Genomic DNA, 19922 nt, shown 5'->3' with positions numbered 1-19922 from the left:
ACATGGATACCCAAAAGCCTGTCACCGCCGCACAGAAGGCCCTCGGCGACTTCGCGCCGAAGCTGGTTGAGCTCACGGACGACGTGCTGTTCGGCGACGTCTGGGAGCGGCCGCAGCTCTCCAAGCGAGACCGCAGCCTGATTACCTGCGCGGCGCTCGTAGCAACTGGCAAGACCGACCAGATGAACTTCCACTTCCCGCGAGCCCTCGAAAACGGCGTGACGCAGGAGGAGCTCGTCGAGCTCATCACCCACCTGGCGTTCTACGTCGGCTGGCCCAGCGCCATGTCCGCCATCGCGCGCGCCAAGGAGCTACTGGAGAAGAAGCAGCCCTGAGGTCTGCCCGGTCTGGTACTCGCCGCGAAGCTCGAGAGTCCCAGGGCCAGGCGCCGCAACGGAAGCGGTCTGTCCCTCACGCGCCCCCGGGCGCAAGATGCGGCAACACCCCAGGGCCGCAGAGGTCATCCCGCATGCATGTCTTCGAGATCATCATCGCCCTGTTGCTCGTCGGTGCGGGCCTCACCGCGCTCTCTAAGCGCATCGGGGTCCCCTACCCGGCGATGGTGGCGCTTGCCGGCGCGGGCCTGGCGCTCGTCCCCGGCACGCCGACCCTGGTCCTGGACCCCGAGCTCGCGCTCACGCTCTTCGTCGCGCCGGTGCTGCTGGACGCCGCGTTCGACTCGTCCCAGCGCGACCTGCGGGCGAACTGGCGGACCGTCGTCAGCCTCGCCGTCGGCGCCGTCGGGCTCACCATCGTCGTCGTCGCGGTGGTGGCCCGCCTGCTCGTGCCGGACATGCCCTGGGCCGTCGCCATCGCGCTCGGCGCAATCGTGGCGCCTCCTGACGCGGCGGCCGCGACCGCCGTGCTCAAGCAGCTCCGTCCGCCGCATCGGCTCCTCGTCATCCTCGAGGGCGAGAGCCTGTTCAACGATGCGAGCGCGCTCCTGGTCTACCGCCTTGCTGTCGGCGCGGCGCTCGCGGGGACGATATCGCCGGCGAGTGCCATCCCGATGCTCTTCGTCGTCACCGTGGGCAGCGTGGTGCTCGGGTTCGTGCTGTCGCGTGTGATCCTCCGGGTGACCGCGCGAATCCAGGACGTCGCCATCGCGGTCGTCGTGCAGTTCTGCGGGACGTTCGCCGTCTGGATGCTCGCGGAGCGGCTCCACCTCTCCGGCATCCTCACCGTCGTCGTCTTCGCGATGGCGACCACCCGCCGCGCCGCGGACATCGTCCCGGCACGCGTCCGCATCCCGTCGTATGCGGTGTGGGAGTTCGCCGTCTTCGTGCTGAACGTACTCGCCTTCATCCTCGTCGGCTTCCAGCTGAAGGGAATCCTCGGTCGCATCGACTCGCGCACGCTGCTCGCATATGTCGGCTTCGCGACCGCGGTGTGCGTCGCGACGATTGTCGCGCGCATCGCATGGGTGTCGGGCGCCGCTGCGTTCAGCCGGTGGCGGTGCCGTCCGGTGCCAGACCACAAGACGGGGCGCCAGGACACGGTGGGCCTGTCGAAGGGGGCCGCCTCGATTGTCGGCTGGTGCGGGATGCGAGGAATCGTGACCCTCGCCGCGGCGCTCGCGCTTCCGGCCGGCGGGGCGGACGGGCCTGCGTTCCCCTATCGCGACCTGATTCTCTTCACCGCGTTCGCCGTCGTGCTCGGGACACTCGTCGTGCAGGGGATGTCGCTGCGGCCACTCATGAGCGTGCTGCGCCTCGAGGACGACGGCTCGGTGGAGCGGGAGGTCCGGCTCGCCCGTGTCGAGACGTTGCGCGCCGCGCTCTCGGCCACGTCCGAGCAGCCGGGCGACGAGATGTCGGGGCTGATGCGCCGCCGCTACGAGGTCATGCTCCGGCGGGCCGAGGCGGCGCTTGCCGTCGACGGCAGCGTGCCTCCCGGGGCCACCGCGGGTGGCTCTCAAGCGCCCGACGCCGAAGTGGCCATCATCGTGCGCAGGGCCACCGCAGCCGAGCGGCAGCGGCTCCTGGCGCTACGGGCGGACGGCACCATCGGCGATGCGGCCTTCCAGCGCGTCGAGCAGGAGCTCGACCTGGAGGAACTGGACCTGCAGCAGCGCACCCGGAGTGCCGAGTCCGAAAGCGCTTCTTGACTCCCCGGCGTGCTCCACCACGGTCGGGCTTCAGCACCCCAGGCTCGACGCAACTCGCCCATGGGCGGCGCCAGGATGCGCCGCCCACGGGTCCGGCTCAAGGCAGCGGAGGAAGCGTCAGCACACCGTTGCACTGGCTCGGCGCGGGCACCCCGGTGCCGCCCCACGGAGCGCCCGTGTTGACGACCAGGCTGGTGCTGGGCGGCGGCGGGCATCCATAGCCCGTCGCCTGGCGCACGGTGATGTTGGCGTTGGGGGGAAGGTTGTACATGACGTCCGTGCCATCACCCACGCACACGGTGCGCGTCTGATTGCCGCCACCCGGAATGGCAATCTCCAGGTCCAGGCAGACGGGCAGCGGGGTGCCCGGCGGCAGCGCGGCGGCGTTCAGCACGATGCGGATGCAGGCGGGGTTGACCTTCTCGATGTCCGCGTTGATGAAGCCAATCTCGTTGGTGTTGCCCGTGTAGCGGTTCGTGGCGCCCGGGTCACACTGGTCCGCGCTGCATGAGGGGGCCTGGCCGACCGTGCACCGGGACGGATTGGTCGTCTTCGTGGCCGTGGCCGGCTGCTGGCGCCACTGATTGCTGCCCACCGGCATGGACCACAGGGCGATGCTCGACGGAGAGGACGCGTTCATGTTCCCCGCGATGGGGATGAACGCCTGGGCGGTCGTCCCGGCGGCGAGCTTGAGCAAGCTCCCCGACGCGTCACGGACCTCGGTGTAGATGGCGCCGCGCGTCTCCAGGAAGACCGGCTGGCCGGACAGGTTGGTGGCACCGTCGGCCCCCGGCATCGCCATCAGGCCCGTGTCGATGTAGCGCACGCCGACCGTGAGGGGCCGGACGATGGACTTCCCGTTGGTGCTCGCCAGCTTCTCCAGGTCCACCCGGATGCCTGCGCCACTGCGAGGGTCCGTGACGAGGACCAGGCCCCCAGAGAAGGTCTGCCGGTGCAGCGTCTGCAACGTGAAGCGGGCGCCGAGGACGTCTCGCGTGACGGCGCCGACATGCGGCATGTAGCCCACCGCGCTGATGGTCAGCGGCGCGCCCGGAATCAGCGACGTCGAGGAAACGGAGAACGAGCCATCCGAGGCGGTGGTCGTCACGACGCCCTGGAGGCTCACCTGCGCCCCGGCAATGGCCGCGCCCGACGCGGTGGTGACGGTGCCGCAGATGGTGGTGGCGCCCACGACCTGATTACAGGCGATGAGCGCTTGCGACTCCTGCGACTGCTGCTCGACCTCGGCGTCGGGCGAGCCACATGCGCCCCCCAGCGCCACGGCCCCACCCAGCACTCCGAACAACAACCACTTCCCTGCTGCGAACTTGGACAACGACATCAACGACCTCCGTGTCGATGAGAGGGGATGACTCCAGGTGGATGAGACGGGCGGAGGGGCGGCGGCAATGACTCACCGCCATTGTCACGGCTGACTCCGCCAGGCGCCGCGAGGTCGGGCTCAAGCACCCCGCGGAACCGGCCGCGCGCGATGCACCCGTCGCGCCATGACGGCCCGAGGCGGAGTTCTCTCTGTGGAGCCTCGCGCCGCGTCCGAAGCGCCGGCTCCGTGTGACGCTACAGGTTACGGCCCGCTTGCTTCTGTGGCACGCCGCGCTACTCAGGGCCTGTCGTGTGCCCAGGGATGCCACCGGGCCACGACGCATTTGCGCGATTCCTTCGCCGCCGTGCGCGGAACCCTCAAGAAACCGCTCCCCAGGGTTCCTAGGGTAGCCCTCGAGAGGCTCGGAGGGAGCACCCGCATGCGGCGCATTCGTGTCATCGACAGCCATACCGGCGGCGAACCCACCCGCGTCGTCACCGACGGGGGACCGGAGCTGGGCGCGGGCGACATGTCGACCCTACGAGAGCGCTTCCGCGAGCGATTCGACGCCTTTCGCAAGGCCATCGTCTGCGAGCCTCGCGGCTCGGACGTCATGGTGGGCGCGCTGCTGTGCCCTCCCACCCTCCCCTCCTGCGTCGCGGGCGTCATCTTCTTCAACAACGTCGGCTACCTGGGCATGTGCGGCCACGGCACCATCGGCGTGGTGAAGACGCTGGAGCACCTGGGCCGCATCACCCCCGGAGTCCATGCTCTGGAGACTCCCGTGGGCGTGGTCCGGGCCACGCTGCACCCGGATGGGCGCGTGAGCATCGCCAACGTGCCCAGCCATCGGCTGGCCCACGACGTGGCCCTCTCCGTCCCCGGCCACGGCGAGGTGCGCGGAGACATCGCCTGGGGTGGCAACTGGTTCTTCCTCTCCCGGGCACACCACCTCCCGCTGGAGCCGCGGCACATCCCCGCGCTCACCACGTACACGTCCGCCATCAAGCACGCGCTGGTTGTCCAGGGCCTCACCGGCACCGACGGCGCGGAGATAGACCATGTGGAGCTGTATGCGCCCTCGCCCACGCCGGGCGTGGATGCGCGAAACTTCGTCCTGTGTCCGGGGCTTGCCTATGACCGCTCACCCTGCGGCACTGGAACGAGCGCCAAGCTCGCGTGTCTCGCCGCGGAGGGCGCGCTCGCCGAAGGCGCGACGTGGGTGCAGGAGAGCATCATCGGCAGCCGCTTCGAAGCGCGCTACGTGCGCGACGGAGACCGCATCCTGCCCACCATCACCGGCACGGCGTCGGTGAACGCGGAGGCCACGCTGCTCGTCGACGACTCGGACCCCTTCGCCTGGGGCATCGGGTGAGCGCCTTCGACTGCATCATCGTCGGCGGTGGCATCGTCGGCGCGGCGCTCGCGGACGTGCTGTGCGCGGAGGGGCTGTCCGTGGCGCTGGTGGAGGCCCGCTCCATTGGCGCGGGAACCACCGCCTGCGGCATGGGCCATCTCGTGGCGATGGACGACAACGCTCCGGAACTCGCGCTCACGGCCTGGTCCGTGGCGCTCTGGCGCGAGCTGCGGGACGACCTGCCGATGGCCGTCGAGTACGACGCGTGCGGAACGCTCTGGCTCGCCACGGACGAGGAGGAGCTGGCCGCCATCGCCGCGAAGGTCGCGAGCTACCGTGGCGCGGGCGTGCGCGCCGAGGTGCTGGACGCCGCCGCGCTCCGTGAGGCAGAGCCCGCGCTCACGCCCGACCTCGTCGGCGCGCTGCGGGTTCCGGACGATGCCGTGGTGTACCCGCCGCGCGCCGCGCTCCACTTCGCGCGACGTGCGCAGCAGCGTGGAGCCCGGCTGATGCCCGGCTGCCCCGTGGCCGAGCTGCGCCCGGACGGCGTGGTGCTGGAGAATGGCGAAGTCCTCGCCGCGGGCCACGTCGTGCTCGCGGCGGGCGTGGCCAGCCCCCGGCTCTGCCCGGACCTGCCCATCTCCCCTCGCAAGGGACACCTGCTCATCACCCAGCGCGGTGCGCCGGTGGTGCGTCACCAGCTCGTGGAGCTGGGCTACCTCAAGAGCGCGCATGGCTCGGACGGCGCGTCGGTCGCCTTCAACGCCCAGCCACGAGTCACCGGGCAGCTCCTGCTGGGCTCATCGCGTCAGCCGGGCGTGGGGAGTGCCCAGGTCGAGCCCGCCATCCTGGAGCGCATGCTGAAGCGCGCCGCCGACTTCCTCCCGGGGCTCGATGCGCTGCGCGCCCTGCGCGTCTGGACGGGGCTGCGCCCGGCCACTCCGGATGGCCTGCCGCTGCTCGGTCGCCATCCCGGGAAGCCGTGGCTGTGGCTCGCCTGCGGACACGAGGGGCTCGGCATCACCACCGCCACTGGCAGCGCGCAACTGGTGGCGGACCAGCTGCTCGGACGCGCCAGCGCCATAGACGCCCGCCCCTATGCGCCCTCGCGCTTCGAGGTCCTCCATGCCTGAGCCCCGGGTGAAGGCCCTCACCCTGCGCATCAACGGCCGCGCCTTCACCGTGCCCGCGGGCACCTCGGTGGCGGCGGCGCTCGCCCTGGCCGGAGACTTCGTCAGCCGGAGCGACCTGGGAGGGCGCCCGCGCGGGCCGCTGTGCGGCATGGGCGTCTGCTTCGAGTGCCGCGCCACCGTGGACGGCGTGCCCGAGGTCCTGACGTGCCTCACGCCCTGCCGCGAGGACCTGGAGGTGGTCACCGATGCGTGAGGCGTGCGATCTCGTCGTCATCGGTGCGGGGCCGGGCGGGCTCGCGGCCGCGTGCCGGGCGGCCGAGGCGGGCCTGGACGTGCTCGTCCTGGACGCGCAGCCGGAGCCCGGTGGGCAGGTCTGGCGCGGCGAGGCACGCAAGGGCACGAACCGGCTCGCCCGCCGCTGGCTGTCGCGCTTCGCGGCTTCCGGCGCGCGCTTCCGTCCCGGAGCTCGCGTCGTCGCCGCGCCCGAGCCAGGGCTGCTCCTCGTCGAGGAGGGCCCGTCCTCGCTCGCGGTGCGCTACGGCCGGCTGGTGCTCGCCACGGGCGCGCGGGAGCGCTTCCTCCCCTTCCCCGGCTGGACGTTGCCGGGAGTGCTGGGCGTCAGCGGGCTGCAAGTCCTCGTCAAGGACGGCCTTCCCATCCGCGACCGCCGCGTGGTGCTGGCCGGAACCGGCCCCCTGCTGCTCGCCGCCGCCGCGACGATTCACGCGCACGGAGGCGAAGTCCTTCTCGTCGCCGAGCAGGCACCCGCCGCGCGTCACTGGGGCTTCGCCCTCCAACTCTGGCGCTATCCGGACAAGCTGATCCAGGGCGCGGTGCTGTCGGCGGGGCTCGCAGGAGTGCGCACGGCCACGGAGTCCTGGGTCCTGGAGGCACGCGGCGAGCGCCGGCTCGAGAGCGTCCGGATGTCCGTGGGCGGCCGCGAGGAGGAGCTCGCGTGTGACTACCTGGGCGCGGCCTGGGGGCTCGTGCCCAACCTGGAGCTGGCGCGGCTGTTTGGCTGCGAGGTGTCGCGTGGCGCGGTCGTCGTGGACGACCGGATGGAGACACGCGTCCCTCGCATCCACGCCGTGGGCGAATTGCTCGGCATCGGCGGAGTGGACCAGGCCCTCGTCACCGGAGAGATGGCCGGCCTTGCGGCTTCCGAGCAACCCGTCCCGGACGCGCTGGTGAGTGCCTGGCGGCGCGTACGCGTCTTCGCTGAAGCGCTGGCCCGGCACGATGCCCCGCGCCCCGAGTTGCGCCGGCTCGCCACGCCACAGACGCTGCTGTGCCGCTGCGAGGACGTGCCGCTCTCCGCGCTGGAGGGCTGCAGGGATTTACGCGAGGCCCGGCTGTACGCGCGGCTGGGCATGGGCTCGTGCCAGGGCCGCACCTGCGGCGCCGCGGCGGAGGCCCTCTTCGGCTGGGCCGCCGAGGACGTGCGTCCGCCCTGCCTGCCCGCGCGCATCGGCAGCCTCCGCCTTCCTCCTGAAACCCCACCCACCCCGAAGAGAGCGTCATGAGCCCCTGGAATGGTGTCCTTCCCGCCATCACCACCCCCTTCAACGCGGACCTGTCCGTCGACCATGGCGCGGTGCGCGCGCACGTGCGCTGGCTCGTGTCGAGGGGCTGTACCGGCATCATCCCCTGCGGCTCGCTGGGCGAGGGCGCGACGCTGACCTTCGAAGAGAAGGCCGCGCTGATGCGCACCTGCACGGAGGCGGTGAGCACCCCCGTCGTTCCGGGCATCGCCGCCCTCTCCACCGCGGAGGCCGTGCGCCTGGCGAAGGCCGCCGAGGACGCGGGCTGCGCGGGATTGATGGTGCTGCCGCCGTATGTCTATTCCAGCGACTGGCGCGAGATGAAGGCCCACGTGGCCGCCGTCCTCCGCGCCACGAAGCTGCCGTGCCTGCTCTACAACAACCCCGTGGCCTACCGGACGGACTTCACCCCGGCGCACCTGGCGGAGCTGGCCGCCGAGTTCGACAACGCCTCCGCGGTGAAGGAGTCCTCCACCGATGCCCGGCGCGTCACCGGCATCCGAGCCCTGCTCGGAGACAGGCTCGCCCTGGGCGTGGGCGTGGATGACTGCCTGGTGGAGGGCGTGGAGGCGGGCGCGCGCTTCTGGGTCGCGGGGCTGGTGAATGCCTTCCCGGACGAATCGGTGCGCCTGTTCGAGCTGGCCATGGCGGGAAAGAAGGACGCCGCCTTCGCGCTGTACCGGTGGTTCCTGCCGCTGCTGCGGCTGGACACCGTGACGAAGTTCGTCCAGCTCATCAAGCTGGTGCAGCAGGAAGTGGGCTGGGGACACGAGCGCGTCCGCGGCCCCCGGCTGGAGCTGGTCGGCGCCGAGCGCGAGGAGTGTCTGCGCGTGCTGCGAGAGGCATTGGCGAACCGGCCGACCCTGTAAGCGAGGATCCGCGGCATGGCATGGATGGGATTGTCTTGGATTGGCGCCGGGCGCGGTGAGCCCGGCGGTACGACGTTCACCGGATGGGACCCGGAGGCCGGTGTGGCCCTGGAGCCCCGATATCACCCGGCGCACCCGCACGAGGTGGAGCGAGCCTGCCAGCTCGCGGAGGAGGCCGCGCCCGTCTTCGCGGCCCTCCCCTCGCGCCAGCGCGCCGTCTTCCTGGAGCACATCGCCGAGTCGCTCCTGGCGGCCGAAGCCGACTTCCTGGCCGTCACGCCCCGGGAGACGGGCCTGCCCCCCGCGCGCATCCAGGGGGAGCTGGGCCGCGCCGCCGGACAGTTCCGTCAGTTCGCCCGCCTCCTCGAGGAGGGAAGCTGGGTGGACGCGCGCATCGACCACGCGCTGCCCGAGCGTCGCCCCGTGCCCCGTCCTGATTTGCGCTCGATGCTGCGCGCGGTGGGGCCGGTGGCGGTGTTCGGCGCGAGCAACTTCCCGCTCGCCTTCTCCGTGGCGGGCGGCGACACCGCGTCCGCGCTGGCGGCGGGCTGTCCCGTCATCGCCAAGGCCCACCCCGCCCACCCGGCCACGTCCGAGCGCGCGGGCGAGGCGGTGCGCGCGGCGGTGGCCGCATGCGGCCTGCCGGAGGGAGTGTTCTCGCTCCTGTTCGACGCCGGCACGCAGGTGGGCCGTGCCCTGGTGCAACACCCCGCCATCCGCGCCGTGGGCTTCACCGGCTCGCGCGCCGGAGGCCGGGCGCTGATGGACCTGGCCGCCGCGCGGCCCGTCCCCATTCCCGTCTTCGCGGAGATGGGCTCCATCAACCCCGTCTTCCTTCTGCCCGAGGCGCTGGACACGCGGCCCGTGGCGCTTGCGGACGCGCTGGCCGCCTCCATCCTCCAGGGTGCGGGCCAGTTCTGCACCTCACCCGGGCTGCTCGTGGCCGTCGACGGCGCGGGCTACGAGGCCTTCCGGGCCCGCCTCGTGGAGCGGCTGAGCGCCGTCTCCGCGGTGCCCATGCTGACCCCCGGCATCGCCGAGCGCTTCCGCGAGGGCGTGGGCCGACTCGCGGCGCGCAAGGACACCCGCACGTGGGTCCGTGGCGAGGGCCGCGAGGCCCGGGGCGCGCCCGCGCTGTTCGAGGTGGACGCGGGCGCGGTGCTGACGGACGCGGCGCTGACGGACGAGGTGTTCGGGAGCTGCGCGGTGCTGGCCCGCACCCGGGAGCCCCGGGACCTCGCGCGCGTGGCCTCGCGCCTGGAGGGCCAGCTCACCGCGACGTTGATGATGGAGGCCGCAGACCACGCGCTGGCTTCGGAGCTGCTCCCCGTCCTCGCGGACCGGGTGGGCCGCGTGCTGGTGAACGGCGTGCCCACGGGGGTGGAGGTCTGCCCCTCCATGGTGCATGGCGGCCCCTACCCCGCGAGCGCGGATGGCCGCTTCACCGCCGTGGGCACCGGGGCCCTGCGCCGCTTCGTCCGGCCGGTGTGCTTCCAGGACGTTCCCGAGGTGCTGCTGCCCGCGGAGCTGCGCGAGTCCAACCCGCTCGACCTCTGGCGCACGGTGGATGGCGTGCTGAAGCGGGCATGAGCATCCCGGGTGGCGCGGTGTCCCCCGGGATGCCCCGCTCCTGCCCTGGGTCAGGGCCCCGTGTCGAAGCGGGCCTCCAGCCTCACGCCCGCGTAGGGGGCGCGGGCCTTGACTATCAGGTAGTGCCAGGTGCCGGTCGCCGGGTTGGAGATGACCGCCGTCTCGTCGTTGCCGGGCAGATAGGGCCGGGCGTCGTACACCGTCAGGGTCGGCCACTGGTTGGCGCGGGTGTACAGGTCCGCGTTGCCCGTGCCCCCGCTCATCTGGACGCGCAGGTTGCGCGCGCCGGAGGGCACCCAGAGGTAGAAGTACAGCTCGTAGGTGGAGGCCAGGTTGTCCCGGTAGCAGCCGTTGCCCAGGATCCGGACGTCGGGGTCCGTGCAGCGCGGCGTGCCCGGGCCAGGGCCGGGATTGACACAGGTGGCCGGGTCGGTCGCGGTGGCCACGCAGTCAATCCACTGGTGGAACTCCCCGTCGCGCGTGGTGCCAATCCCGTCCAGGTACTGGCGGTAGGCCGTGTAGTTGCCCGTGCGGAAGTGGCCGAGCATGGTGTCCACCTGGTCCGAGTGACGCTCGAACATGAAGCGCGCGGCCAGGTAGCCCCAGGAGTACACGCGGTCCGTGCCGCTGTTGTAGTCGTTGCGGAACACCTGGCTGAGCTGGAAGCTCTTGCTCGTGCCGAGCGACACGGCCTGGGTGTTGTCGTTCTTCTTGGAGACGTACTCGGCCAGGCCTTCAATCCACCAGATGGTGGGCTGGCTGGTGCTGGCGCCGAAGTCACCCTTCATGTCGAAGCGGCCGTCCAGGTAGTGGACGTACTCGTGTCGCAGGTTCCAGATTTCAAAGGCGGGACGCAGCCACTCCGCCTCGTACGCGATGAACCGGGCCTGGTTGCCCGACGCGGCGGGGTCTCCCTCCAGGTACATGCCCCCGTTGTTGGTATCGATGCCGAACAGCGCCCCGGCATAGGTCTGGTAGTCCAGGCTGCTGTCGAAGATGACCATCTCCAGGGCCGTGTTGCCGTCGCCAGCCACCGGCACGCGGTTCGTCTTCAGCGTGTCGTGGAAGTACGTCTCCTGCGTCGCGAGCTGGCCGCAGCTCTGGCTCAACTGCGAGGCCGTCATCTCCTGGGCACGCATGCGCAGGGTGGCGCCACAGGAGTAGGACACCGTGAGCACGGCCTGCTCCAACGCGCGCCGGAAGTCGCAGATGCCGTAGTACGCGCAGTTGGCGCGGTCGTAGTAGTCCGCCATCTCCGCCGTGCCCACCCAGACGCCCGCGCCCGGCCCCGTCATGGAGTGGCCGGCGATGATTGCCTTCACCCGGGGCCGGGTCTTGTCCAGCAGCGCGCCCGTGTATTGCAGGAAGCGGGACAGCTCGCGTGCGGCGTTGACCGTGAGGAATTGGTTGTCGGTGCCCAGCAGGTGCTCGTTCCGGCTCACGAAGCTGTTCAGCGTGTCGACGATGGAGGTGTCCTGGTTCACCGCCGCCACGAAGTCCGCGTTGTAGTGGCCGCGAAACAGGCCGACGAACACGTTGTTGGTGGCGCTGCGCATGTACCAATAGGACAGGGCCGTGTCGTTGAAACGGTCGAGGAGTCCCCGGAAGGTGCCCAGGTGGAGGGCATTCTCGCCCGCGCTGTCGATGAGGGTGACGAACTCGCGCAGCACGCTGCCATGACTGTCATTGACGTCGGTGAAGTGGCTGTTGGCCACGAAGGCGGCCAGGGCCGGGCGGATGGCATTCTTCAGCGCCGTGCCGTAGCTGCCCACGACGTCCGGGTTGTAGTACTGCACGTAGTAGCCGGCGCGAAGGAAGAGGATGAGTTGAAGTGTTCCGCCGGTGTTGCTTCCCGTGTAGGCCTGCGCGCTCGTGGTGAGCGCGTTGGCGATGGTGACCATCTTGCTCTCGACGAACACCTGGGCCGCGAGGGTGCCCGTGACGCTGAACAGCGTGTTGACACATTCCAGCGTGGAGCCCTTCACCAGGGTGACGAGCGCGCTGCCACTGGCGGAGGCAAAGGCCGCCGTGTCGCAGGCGGCGAGCTGCGCCCTTGCAGGGGCGCGCGGCACGAGGGCTTCCCGCAGCCGCTCCGGGGAGACATCCGGCGGGCGCTCGTCGGTGCGGATTCGCTGGTGGGTGTGGTCGATTCCGTGTGTTTTCAGTGCCTCGGCGGGAGCGGGGCCGCCGGGGCGGGCGGAGGCGCCGGCTCCGAACAGGGTGAGACAGACTGCGAGGGCGATGTGACAGCGATACCCATCCGTGAATGGACGGCTCATGGCTTCGTGCTCCTCGACTGGGACGCGTGGGGTTTCACGCGGTAATCAAGGTAGTCTTGAGTACAACTGTGATTCTTGTGTCTTTCCCTTGCGAGGGCGTATGGAAACCACCAAGGCACGCGCGGACCTGGAGCACTGGCGGGCGGACTTCATGGGGCAGGTGGCGAATCCGCTCTTCGCGGAGGCGTTGTTCGACCGGGTGCCGGACATCGTCTTCTCGGTGAAGGACACCCGGGGGCGGTACGTGTGCATCAGCGAGGCCTGCGCGGAGCGCTGCGGCCTGGACTGCAAGGCGGCGGCGGTGGGCCGCACGGCGCATGACCTGTTCCCCCGTCACATGGCGGACCGCTACGTGCGGCAGGACCAGCGGGTGTTCCGGACGGGGCGCGCCCTGGTCGACAACCTGGACCTGACGCTCTTCAACAACCGGAAGCCGGGCTGGTGCCTGACGAGCAAGGTGCCGCTGTTCGACGCCGCGGGGGCGGTGATGGGACTCGCATGTCTGTCCAGGGACGTGCACGAACCCGGGCGCGCGGGGCGCGTGGACGAGCGCTTCGCGGCGACCATCGACCACATCCAGGCGCACTACGCGGAGCGGCTGCGCATCGACGCGCTGGCACGGCGGTCCGGGATGTCCGCCGCGCAGTTCGAGCGAAGGATGCGGCGCATCTTCCAGCTCTCCGCCGGGCAGTTCATCATGAAGACGCGCATCGACGCGGCGGCGGAGCGACTGGTGGACTCGGAGCAGTCCATCGCCGCCATCTCCCTGGCGGTGGGGTTCTGCGACCAGAGCGCGCTGTCACGCCAGTTCAAGCAGGTGACGGGTCTGAGCCCGCGCCAGTACCGGCAGCTCGTGGCCATCCCCGGAGGCCCCCAGGGAGCGCGTCAATCCCACGCTGAAAGCCGGTCGAAGTCCTCGGAGGTGTAGCGGCCGGTGTCGAGCCCGTTGGTCACCCACGCACCCTGGAGCCCGAACGACTGCCGCATCATCCGGAAGGCCTGCACGTCGGTGAGACTGGGAGCCACGCCTCCGCCGACGTCGTTCACCGTCTCGGGCGTGGTCCACATGCGGTCACCCGGCTTCCGGTCGAACATGAACGGATGGTTGTGCACGTGCGCCACGGGCGCGAAGCCCCGCGCGACATCCGCCATCACCCTGTCTCGCACTCCGCTGTACAGCCGCCCGCCGATGCGGTCCGCGCCCGAGAGGTAGACGCGAATCCGGCCGTGGCCGCGCAGGACGTACGCGCCGAACTCGGTGGGGCGCTCAATCATCGGGAAGCGCCGGGCCTGATGCTGGAAGAGGCTCCACTCCAGACAGGTGACGGGCCCCACCTGGCCCGCCGTCCCCGCGAGGACGCGCGAGGTGTTCTCCGACTCGCGCCCCATCGGCGTGCCCACCAGGGCCGCGTGTGTGGCATGGACTCGCTCCAGCAAGGCGCGGTGCCCCAGGGCCTGCGCCCCGAGCCGTGTGCCCAGGGCCATCCGGTAGCGCTCACGCTCGGCATCCGGTGGCGCAGGAGCCCACCACTCCGGGGCATCCGGCACGTCGAAGACCTCGTGCAGCTCGCCGGGGTACGGGTCATCCGACAGGGGGATTAGCTCGGAGGGGGACGCGGGAAGCGCGCACGTCACGGCGGTGGCCTGCGCGCCCTGGGCAGGGGCATCCGGTTGCGGGGTACGGCAGGCCCCGGTGCCCACCAGCAGCACGGCGGCCAGGAACCAGCGAGTCGCTCTCATGCGCCCCGGAACAGCCCGGCCGCCGCGCGATTCCCAGGAAGCGGGCCGTCCCTGCCCGGCTCGTTCAGAACGCGGGGGCGAGCCACGCAGAGTGAGGCCCCCGGCGGCAGGTAGCAGCGGAAGGAACGTTCATTCCACGAACCCTGCGCCGGGGCACGGGCAACCGAGTCCTCAGGCGGACCGCAGCGGAAGGAACGTTCATTCCACAAGTCCTCCGGCCCAAGGGGAGGAGCGGAGCGCAGGCGTCTACCGCGTCCTGAATCAGACCCGCAGCGTGCCCTCGAAGACCGTGACAGCCACCCCGCCGATGCGTGCCCGCTCGGGCGCTCCCGCCCGGCCGGTGACCTCCACCTCGATGCGCCCCGGCTTGCCGATGGCATCGCCCTGCTCGATGCGCGCCCGCACCGTGCCGCCCTCGGCCGGTAGCGTCAGCACCCCCTGCGTCGCCAGGTACATCCCGAGCGGCCCGGCCGCGGCACCCGTCACCGGATCCTCCGCCACTCCAATCACGGGTGGGAAGTAGCGCGAATGCGCCACGCTGCTGGCGTCCTTCGTCTCGCGGGTGAACACGTACACACCGTTCAGGCCCTGCGGTCGCAGGACCTCCGCAAGCGCCCGGGACTGTGGCGACAGATTCCATACGTCCTCACGGCGTCGCATCGGAACCACCAACCGGTATCCGGTGCGCAGCACCGGCAACGAGCGGTCCACCATCTCCACCGTCCCGCCCAGCAGTGGCATCACCGTCTCCAGCGGCACCGGGCTCTCCACCCACGGCTGGCGAGGCGTGACAATCCATGCCCGCGCCCCGCGCATCTCCAGGGACTCCAACTCGACGTCCAGGGGGCCCGCCGCGCACTCCAGCCGGTACGTGCCTGGGGACTTCAGCAGTCCGCGCTCGGCCAGCAGGTGGAACGTGGCGACGGTGGCGTGACCGCAGAAGGGAATCTCCGTCGCGGGCGCGAAGTAGCGCAGGCGCACCGGGCCCTCTCCGGGAGGCGACAGCAGGAACGCCGTCTCGGACGCCCCCACCACGGCCGCGATGCGCTGCATGGCCTCCGCGTCCAGCCCGGCGGCGTCCAGCACCACGCCGGCGCGGTTGCCCTCCCCCGGCGTCTTCGTGAAGGCATCGACGATGGTCATCTGCATGGCGTGCACCTCTCCCGAGCGCGGCGGACGGAGCGCCGCCCCCGCGTGAATTGTACCGATACATGTTCCGTCAAGAATCGACACAATGGATGCATTGCGCGCAACCGCCCGTCAACCGTATGAATTGTCACCATGACAAGCTGGACGCCGCAGCTCCGGGGCCGGGACGGCCCGCTGTACCGGGTCATCGCGGATGCGCTGGCCGCGGACATCGACGAGGGACGGCTCGCACCGGGCACCCGCCTGCCCACGCACCGCGAGCTGGCGGAGAAGGTCGGCGTCACGGTGGGCACGGTGACTCGCGCCTACGCAGAGGCCGAGCGCCGAGGGCTCATCGGCGGCGAGGTGGGCCGGGGCACCTTCGTGCGCCACCGGGACGCGCCCCGCCACCTCCCCGCTCCGGCACCGGACACGGGAGACGACGCGCTGGTGGAGTTGGGCCTCAACTGGCCAGCCACGCCTCCGGGAGACCCGGCGGGCACCGCGCTGCGCAAGACGCTGGACGCCCTGCAGCGCTCGCCGCGCCTGTCCGAGCTGCTCGACTACCAGCCTCACGCGGGGCTGCTCGCGCACCGTGAGGCCGGCGCGGCGTGGCTGTCCCGCTTCGGCCTGGAGGTGTCCCCGGAGCAGGTGGTGGTGTGCTCGGGAGGCCAGCACGCCATGGAGGTGGCGCTCACGGCCCTCACGCGCCCGGGGGACACGGTGCTGGCGGAGGCCCTCACGTACCCGGGCCTGAAGGTGCTCGCGAACCGGCTGCACCTGCGGCTCCACGGCGTGGCCCTGGACGAGCACGGCCTCAAGCCGGACGCCCTGGAGGCCGCGTGCCGCACCGGCGCGAAGGTCCTCTTCACCTTGCCCAACCTCCAGAACCCCACGGGCTCGGTGATGTCCGAGGAGCGCCGTCGCCGCATCGCCGCGGTGGTGCGCAAGCACGGGCTCACGGTGGTGGAGGACGACGCCTACGGGCTGCTGCTCGACAAGCGCCCTCCCCCGCTGTGCACGCTGGTGCCGGAGTCCGGCTGGTTCATCGGCGGCGTGTCCAAGCTGCTCGCGCCGGGGCTGCGCATCGGCTACCTCGCGGCACCTTCCAGAGCGGGCACGGAGCGGCTCGCGGAGGAAGCGGCCCTGGCCGTGAGGATGACGTCGCCGCTGATGGCGGAAGTCGCGGCCCGCTGGGTGAACGACGGCACCGCCGACGAGCTGGTGGTCCGCCGCCGACGCGAAGCCCTTGAGCGGCTGGAGCTGGCGCGCGAGGTGCTCGGAGACCTGCTGCCGAAAGCGCCGCGAGCGCCCACCTTCCACCTCTGGCTGAAGCTCCCCACCGGCTGGCGCGCGGAGTCCTTCACCGCGCAGGCCCGGCGCCGGGGTGTGTCCGTCACGCCCTCGGAGGTCTTCACCGTGGGCCCGGCCACCGCACCGGCCGCGGTGCGCGTGTGCCTGGGAGCACCGCGCACCCGCGCCTCGCTGGAGAAGGGCCTGCGCAGGCTGCGCGAGACGCTGGAGGGCGGGCCGGAGCCGCTCGCGTCCATCGTCTGAAAGCAGGGCCCGAGCAGGCTGCGTGAGACGCCCGAAGGCGAACCGCTCACGCCCGCCCGTGCCCTCGTCGGAGCCGGGCGCACAGCAGGCGCCCGGCTTTCCGCAACTCCGCTACTTCTGCGGCGGAGGTACAGGCCGCACGTGCAGCTCGCGCAGCTGCCTGTCGTCCACCTCGCCGGGGGCGCCCGTCATCTGGTCCGTGCCCGTCTTCGTCTTGGGGAACGGAATCACGTCGCGCAGGGACTCGGCGTTGGTGAGCAGGAAGGCGAGCCGGTCCATGCCCAGGGCGATGCCACCGTGCGGGGGCGCGCCGTACTTGAGCGCGTCCAGCAGGAAGCCGAACTTCGTCTGGGCCTCCTCGTCGCTGATGCCCAGCGCCTTGAACACCTGCGCCTGCACTTTCGGGTCATGGAGGCGGATGGAGCCGCCGCCAATCTCGAAGCCGTTGAGCACCACGTCGTAGCGGTGGCACTTCACCCGGCCCGGGTCCGTGAGCAGGTAGTCCACGTCCCCGTCGTGCGGCCGCGTGAAGGCGTGGTGCGCCGCCGCCCAGGTGTTCGTCTCCTCGTCGAACTCGAACAGCGGCGGGTTCACCACCCACAGGAAGTTCCACTGGCCGCCGCTGCCGTACTCCGGAATCAGCCCGAGCTTCTTCGCCACGTGCACGCGGAGGTTCGCCATCACCGTGTGCACCAGCGCCTCCTTCCCGAACTGGAACAGGATGAGGTCGCCCGTCTTCGCACCCACGGCCTGGTTGATGGCATGCCGCAGCGCCTGGGAGATGGTCTTCGACAGCGGCGACTGGGTCCACTCGCCGCCCTCGCCCACCTTCGCGCGGGCCAGGCCCTTGGCGCCGGCCTGCTTCGCGAACTCCTCCAGCTTGTCGCTCTCCGCGCGGCTCATCGCCTTCGCCACGGGGATGACCATCGCCTTGACGATGCCCTTGTTCTGCACCGCCTCGAACATCATCGGCACGCCGCCGGCCTCGCCGTGCTCGCGGATGAGGTCCGTGAGCACCACGTGCTCCAGCCCGAAGCGCAGGTCCGGCTTGTCGTTGCCGTACTTCGCCATGGACTCGTAGAAGTCCATGCGCAGGAAGGGCGTGGGGATGTCGATGCCCAGCACCTCGCCCCACAGCTTCTTCAGCAGCCCCTCGATGATGGTGAAGATGTCGTCCTGCTGGACGAAGCTCATCTCCACGTCGATTTGCGTGAACTCCGGCTGGCGGTCGACGCGCAGGTCCTCGTCGCGGAAGCACTTCACGATCTGGAAGTACCGGTCGAAGCCGGCCACCATGAAGAGCTGCTTGTAGAGCTGCGGGCTCTCCGCGAGCGCGTAGAACTTGCCCGGGTTCATGCGGCTGGGGACGAGGAAGTTGCGCGCGCCGCCGGGCGTGTACTTGCCCATGAACGGCGTCTCCAGCTCCAGGAAGCCGTTCTGGTGCATGAACGAGCGCGTCAGCGCGTTCATCTTCGAGCGCGTCATCAGCGACTTCTGCAAGGGCGCGCGGCGCAGGTCCAGGTAGCGGTGCGCCAGCCGCTTCTCCTCCGAGGTGTCGATGTTGTCCTCGATGGGGAACGGCGTGGGCTCCGAGCGGTTGAAGATGGTGAGGTCGGTCGCCTTGACCTCGATTTCACCCGTCTTCATCTTCGGATTCACGTTCTTCCCGCGCGACACCACCTTGCCGCGCACGCCGATGCAGAACTCCAGGCGCAGGCTGCCGGCGAGCGCGTGGGCCTCGGCGGAGTCAGGCTCGAACACCACCTGGGTGAGCCCCTCCCGGTCTCGCAGGTCGATGAAGACCGCGCCGCCGTGGTCTCGGCGGTTGTGCACCCAGCCGAAGAGGACGACCTCCTCGCCGACATTGGCGGCCGTGAGCTGGCCGCAGTTGTGGGTACGCTTGACCTCGGAGATGAACGGGACCGCCATGGACAGGACCGCCTGCTGGTTTCGTAGTGAGGGAAAGCGCGGCACCATACGGATCGTGGAAACGATGCGTCAAGGAATCCGCGCACACCTGACTCCTCTCAAACGGTCGGATTCTGGAGCGATTCCTGACGCTTCCCAGGCCCGCCCGGTTGGCCCGCAACTTCGGGGACGGTCGCGTGTTGCTGCTCCCATGCAGGGGGAATCCACCGCCGTGCCCCAAGCGCCGCGCCGGCCCGGGCGGAGCCTCGCCGTGCTCGCGCTCCTCGCCTCGGTGCTGGCGGCGCGGCCCGGGCGCGCGGAGGCGGGCTCGGAGGCGGGCTCGGAGGCGGGCTCGGAGGCGGGCCGGAAGGTCACCGCCTCCCTCGAGGTCAGCGCCGGCCGCGACTACCGCGCCTGGAGTCTCCTGGGCGACGTAGCGCTGTACGAAGACACCACCTTCCTCACGCTGGGCTACACCGCCGCCCGCCCCGAGTCCGGCACCGCGGCCACGCACCAGCTCTCCCTGGGCATGGACCACGTGCTGGGTGGGCACTGGCTGGTGGCCGCCACGGCGAGCGTGGGCCTGCCCAAGAGCACGCTCACCGCGCTGTCCCCCGAGCGCCCGAGGCTCAACCTGCCCTCCGTGGACGCGCGCACCGGCTACTCCAGCCAGGCGCTGCTCCTGTCCGCGGCCTACGACTCGGCGGGTTTCTCCGCCGTGGAGTACGGCCTGGACGCGGGCCTGTCCGTCACCCGCTACCCACTGAGCCGCGAAATCGTCGTCCCCACCCGCAACGGCACCCTGCGCTACGCCCGCGAGGACCTGCTCTGGGTGGCCCGCCCTTCCGTGGGCGGCCGGCTGATGCTGGGGACGCGCTGGGAGGTGGGCCTGCGCGCCGGCCTCACCCTCTACAGCGAGGACCCGCTCACCGCCGGCCAGTTCACCGACGAGGAGACGGAGGAGCTCACGCGCCGCTTCGAGAACGCCCTCGAGGCCCGCCGGGCCCTGCTGGGCCTGAGCACGCGCATCAACCGCGACCTGGGCTCCGGGGTGGCGCAGCGCGTGTCGGACCTCAACGCCACCACGGGCATCCCCACCGCCCCCTCCCTGTTCGACTTCAAGCCCTCCGTCACCTGGCGCCCCGGCCGGGCCGTCCGGGGGCAGCTGTCCTACGCCTTCACGCGGTACGTGTCCGGCGAGGGCCTGTCCCACGTGCTGGCCACCCGCTGGACGGTGCGCCTGGGGGAGACGGCGCGGGTGTGGGCCTCGGTGGCATTGCAGCAGGACCGGCTGGAGGCCGTGGAGGGCGGGGACGCCTCCGGGGCGCCCTCCCGGACCCGTTCTGGGCTTTTCACCGTCGGGGGGGAATACACGTTCTGAGCGGTCCG

The 19922-nt window shown here is 71.0% G+C and carries 16 protein-coding genes; 11 read left to right on the top strand and 5 right to left on the bottom strand.

Annotated elements, in window-relative coordinates; genetic code table 11:
- The first annotated feature begins 2 nt into the window (after window positions 1–2).
- Together G4D86_RS50270 and G4D86_RS50265 are read left to right on the top strand one after the other, a co-directional pair.
- Window positions 3–335, top strand: coding sequence for a carboxymuconolactone decarboxylase family protein (locus tag G4D86_RS50270; RefSeq protein WP_164002836.1), 333 nt, complete (start codon window positions 3–5; stop codon window positions 333–335).
- Window positions 336–469: 134 nt separating this feature from the next.
- Window positions 470–2107, top strand: coding sequence for a Na+/H+ antiporter (locus tag G4D86_RS50265; protein WP_164002835.1), 1638 nt, complete (start codon window positions 470–472; stop codon window positions 2105–2107).
- Between the two features lie 97 nt (window positions 2108–2204).
- On the opposite strand, the gene G4D86_RS50260 is transcribed toward G4D86_RS50265, so the two are convergent.
- Window positions 2205–3449 (bottom strand): carboxypeptidase-like regulatory domain-containing protein, encoded by a 1245-nt coding sequence (locus G4D86_RS50260; RefSeq protein WP_164002834.1) that lies wholly within the window; start codon window positions 3447–3449, stop codon window positions 2205–2207.
- 421 nt (window positions 3450–3870) lie between these two features.
- On the opposite strand from G4D86_RS50260, the gene G4D86_RS50255 reads away from it, so the two are divergent.
- Genes G4D86_RS50255 through G4D86_RS50230 form a run of 6 tightly spaced genes read left to right on the top strand, consistent with a single transcriptional unit; the run spans window position 3871 to window position 9921 of the window.
- A complete protein-coding gene (locus G4D86_RS50255) occupies window positions 3871–4806 on the top strand; it encodes a 4-hydroxyproline epimerase (RefSeq protein WP_164002833.1) in 936 nt (311 codons plus the stop codon).
- On the top strand, window positions 4803–5921 hold the full coding sequence (locus G4D86_RS50250; protein ID WP_164002832.1) for an NAD(P)/FAD-dependent oxidoreductase: 1119 nt from the start codon (window positions 4803–4805) through the stop codon (window positions 5919–5921). Before G4D86_RS50255 ends, G4D86_RS50250 begins: the two co-directional genes overlap by 4 nt.
- On the top strand, window positions 5914–6174 hold the full coding sequence (locus tag G4D86_RS50245) for a (2Fe-2S)-binding protein (RefSeq protein ID WP_164002831.1): 261 nt from the start codon (window positions 5914–5916) through the stop codon (window positions 6172–6174). The genes G4D86_RS50250 and G4D86_RS50245 overlap by 8 nt, the downstream gene beginning before the upstream one ends.
- Window positions 6167–7444 (top strand): NAD(P)/FAD-dependent oxidoreductase, encoded by a 1278-nt coding sequence (locus G4D86_RS50240; RefSeq protein WP_164002830.1) that lies wholly within the window; start codon window positions 6167–6169, stop codon window positions 7442–7444. The genes G4D86_RS50245 and G4D86_RS50240 overlap by 8 nt, the downstream gene beginning before the upstream one ends.
- The gene (locus G4D86_RS50235; RefSeq protein WP_164002829.1) at window positions 7441–8331 is read left to right on the top strand and encodes a dihydrodipicolinate synthase family protein; all 891 of its coding nucleotides are present in this window, start codon (window positions 7441–7443) and stop codon (window positions 8329–8331) included. The genes G4D86_RS50240 and G4D86_RS50235 overlap by 4 nt, the downstream gene beginning before the upstream one ends.
- Before the next feature lie 15 nt (window positions 8332–8346).
- Window positions 8347–9921 carry an aldehyde dehydrogenase (NADP(+)) gene (locus G4D86_RS50230; protein ID WP_164002828.1) on the top strand — a complete coding sequence of 525 codons (1575 nt, stop codon included), beginning with the start codon at window positions 8347–8349 and terminating at the stop codon, window positions 9919–9921.
- 50 nt (window positions 9922–9971) lie between these two features.
- Here the strand turns inward: G4D86_RS50230 and G4D86_RS50225 are convergent, their stop codons facing one another.
- Complete coding sequence (locus G4D86_RS50225; RefSeq protein ID WP_164002827.1) at window positions 9972–12200, bottom strand: M9 family metallopeptidase; 2229 nt, start codon at window positions 12198–12200, stop codon at window positions 9972–9974.
- A 100-nt stretch (window positions 12201–12300) separates the two neighbouring features.
- On the opposite strand from G4D86_RS50225, the gene G4D86_RS50220 reads away from it, so the two are divergent.
- Window positions 12301–13128, top strand: coding sequence for an AraC family transcriptional regulator (locus G4D86_RS50220; protein ID WP_240360942.1), 828 nt, complete (start codon window positions 12301–12303; stop codon window positions 13126–13128).
- On the opposite strand, the gene G4D86_RS50215 is transcribed toward G4D86_RS50220, so the two are convergent.
- Together G4D86_RS50215 and G4D86_RS50210 are read right to left on the bottom strand one after the other, a co-directional pair.
- Window positions 13086–13940, bottom strand: a complete 855-nt coding sequence (locus G4D86_RS50215) for a hypothetical protein (protein ID WP_164002825.1) — start codon at window positions 13938–13940, stop codon at window positions 13086–13088. The genes G4D86_RS50220 and G4D86_RS50215 overlap by 43 nt on opposite strands.
- 261 nt (window positions 13941–14201) lie before the next feature.
- Window positions 14202–15089: a PhzF family phenazine biosynthesis protein gene (locus G4D86_RS50210; RefSeq protein ID WP_164002824.1), complete on the bottom strand. Its 888-nt coding sequence runs from the start codon at window positions 15087–15089 to the stop codon at window positions 14202–14204.
- Between the two features lie 132 nt (window positions 15090–15221).
- Between G4D86_RS50210 and G4D86_RS50205 the strand changes: the two genes are divergently transcribed.
- A complete protein-coding gene (locus G4D86_RS50205; RefSeq protein WP_164002823.1) occupies window positions 15222–16625 on the top strand; it encodes an aminotransferase-like domain-containing protein in 1404 nt (467 codons plus the stop codon).
- 111 nt (window positions 16626–16736) lie between these two features.
- Here the strand turns inward: G4D86_RS50205 and aspS are convergent, their stop codons facing one another.
- Window positions 16737–18554 (bottom strand): aspartate--tRNA ligase, encoded by a 1818-nt coding sequence (gene aspS, locus G4D86_RS50200; protein WP_164002822.1) that lies wholly within the window; start codon window positions 18552–18554, stop codon window positions 16737–16739.
- 250 nt (window positions 18555–18804) lie between these two features.
- Between aspS and G4D86_RS50195 the strand changes: the two genes are divergently transcribed.
- Window positions 18805–19914: a hypothetical protein gene (locus tag G4D86_RS50195; protein ID WP_164002821.1), complete on the top strand. Its 1110-nt coding sequence runs from the start codon at window positions 18805–18807 to the stop codon at window positions 19912–19914.
- The last annotated feature ends 8 nt before the right edge of the window (window positions 19915–19922 follow it).

Origin of the sequence: Pyxidicoccus caerfyrddinensis, from assembly GCF_010894405.1 — a bacterium.
Lineage (GTDB): Bacteria > Myxococcota > Myxococcia > Myxococcales > Myxococcaceae > Myxococcus > Myxococcus caerfyrddinensis.
This window is presented reverse-complemented; position numbering and strand designations above follow the sequence as displayed.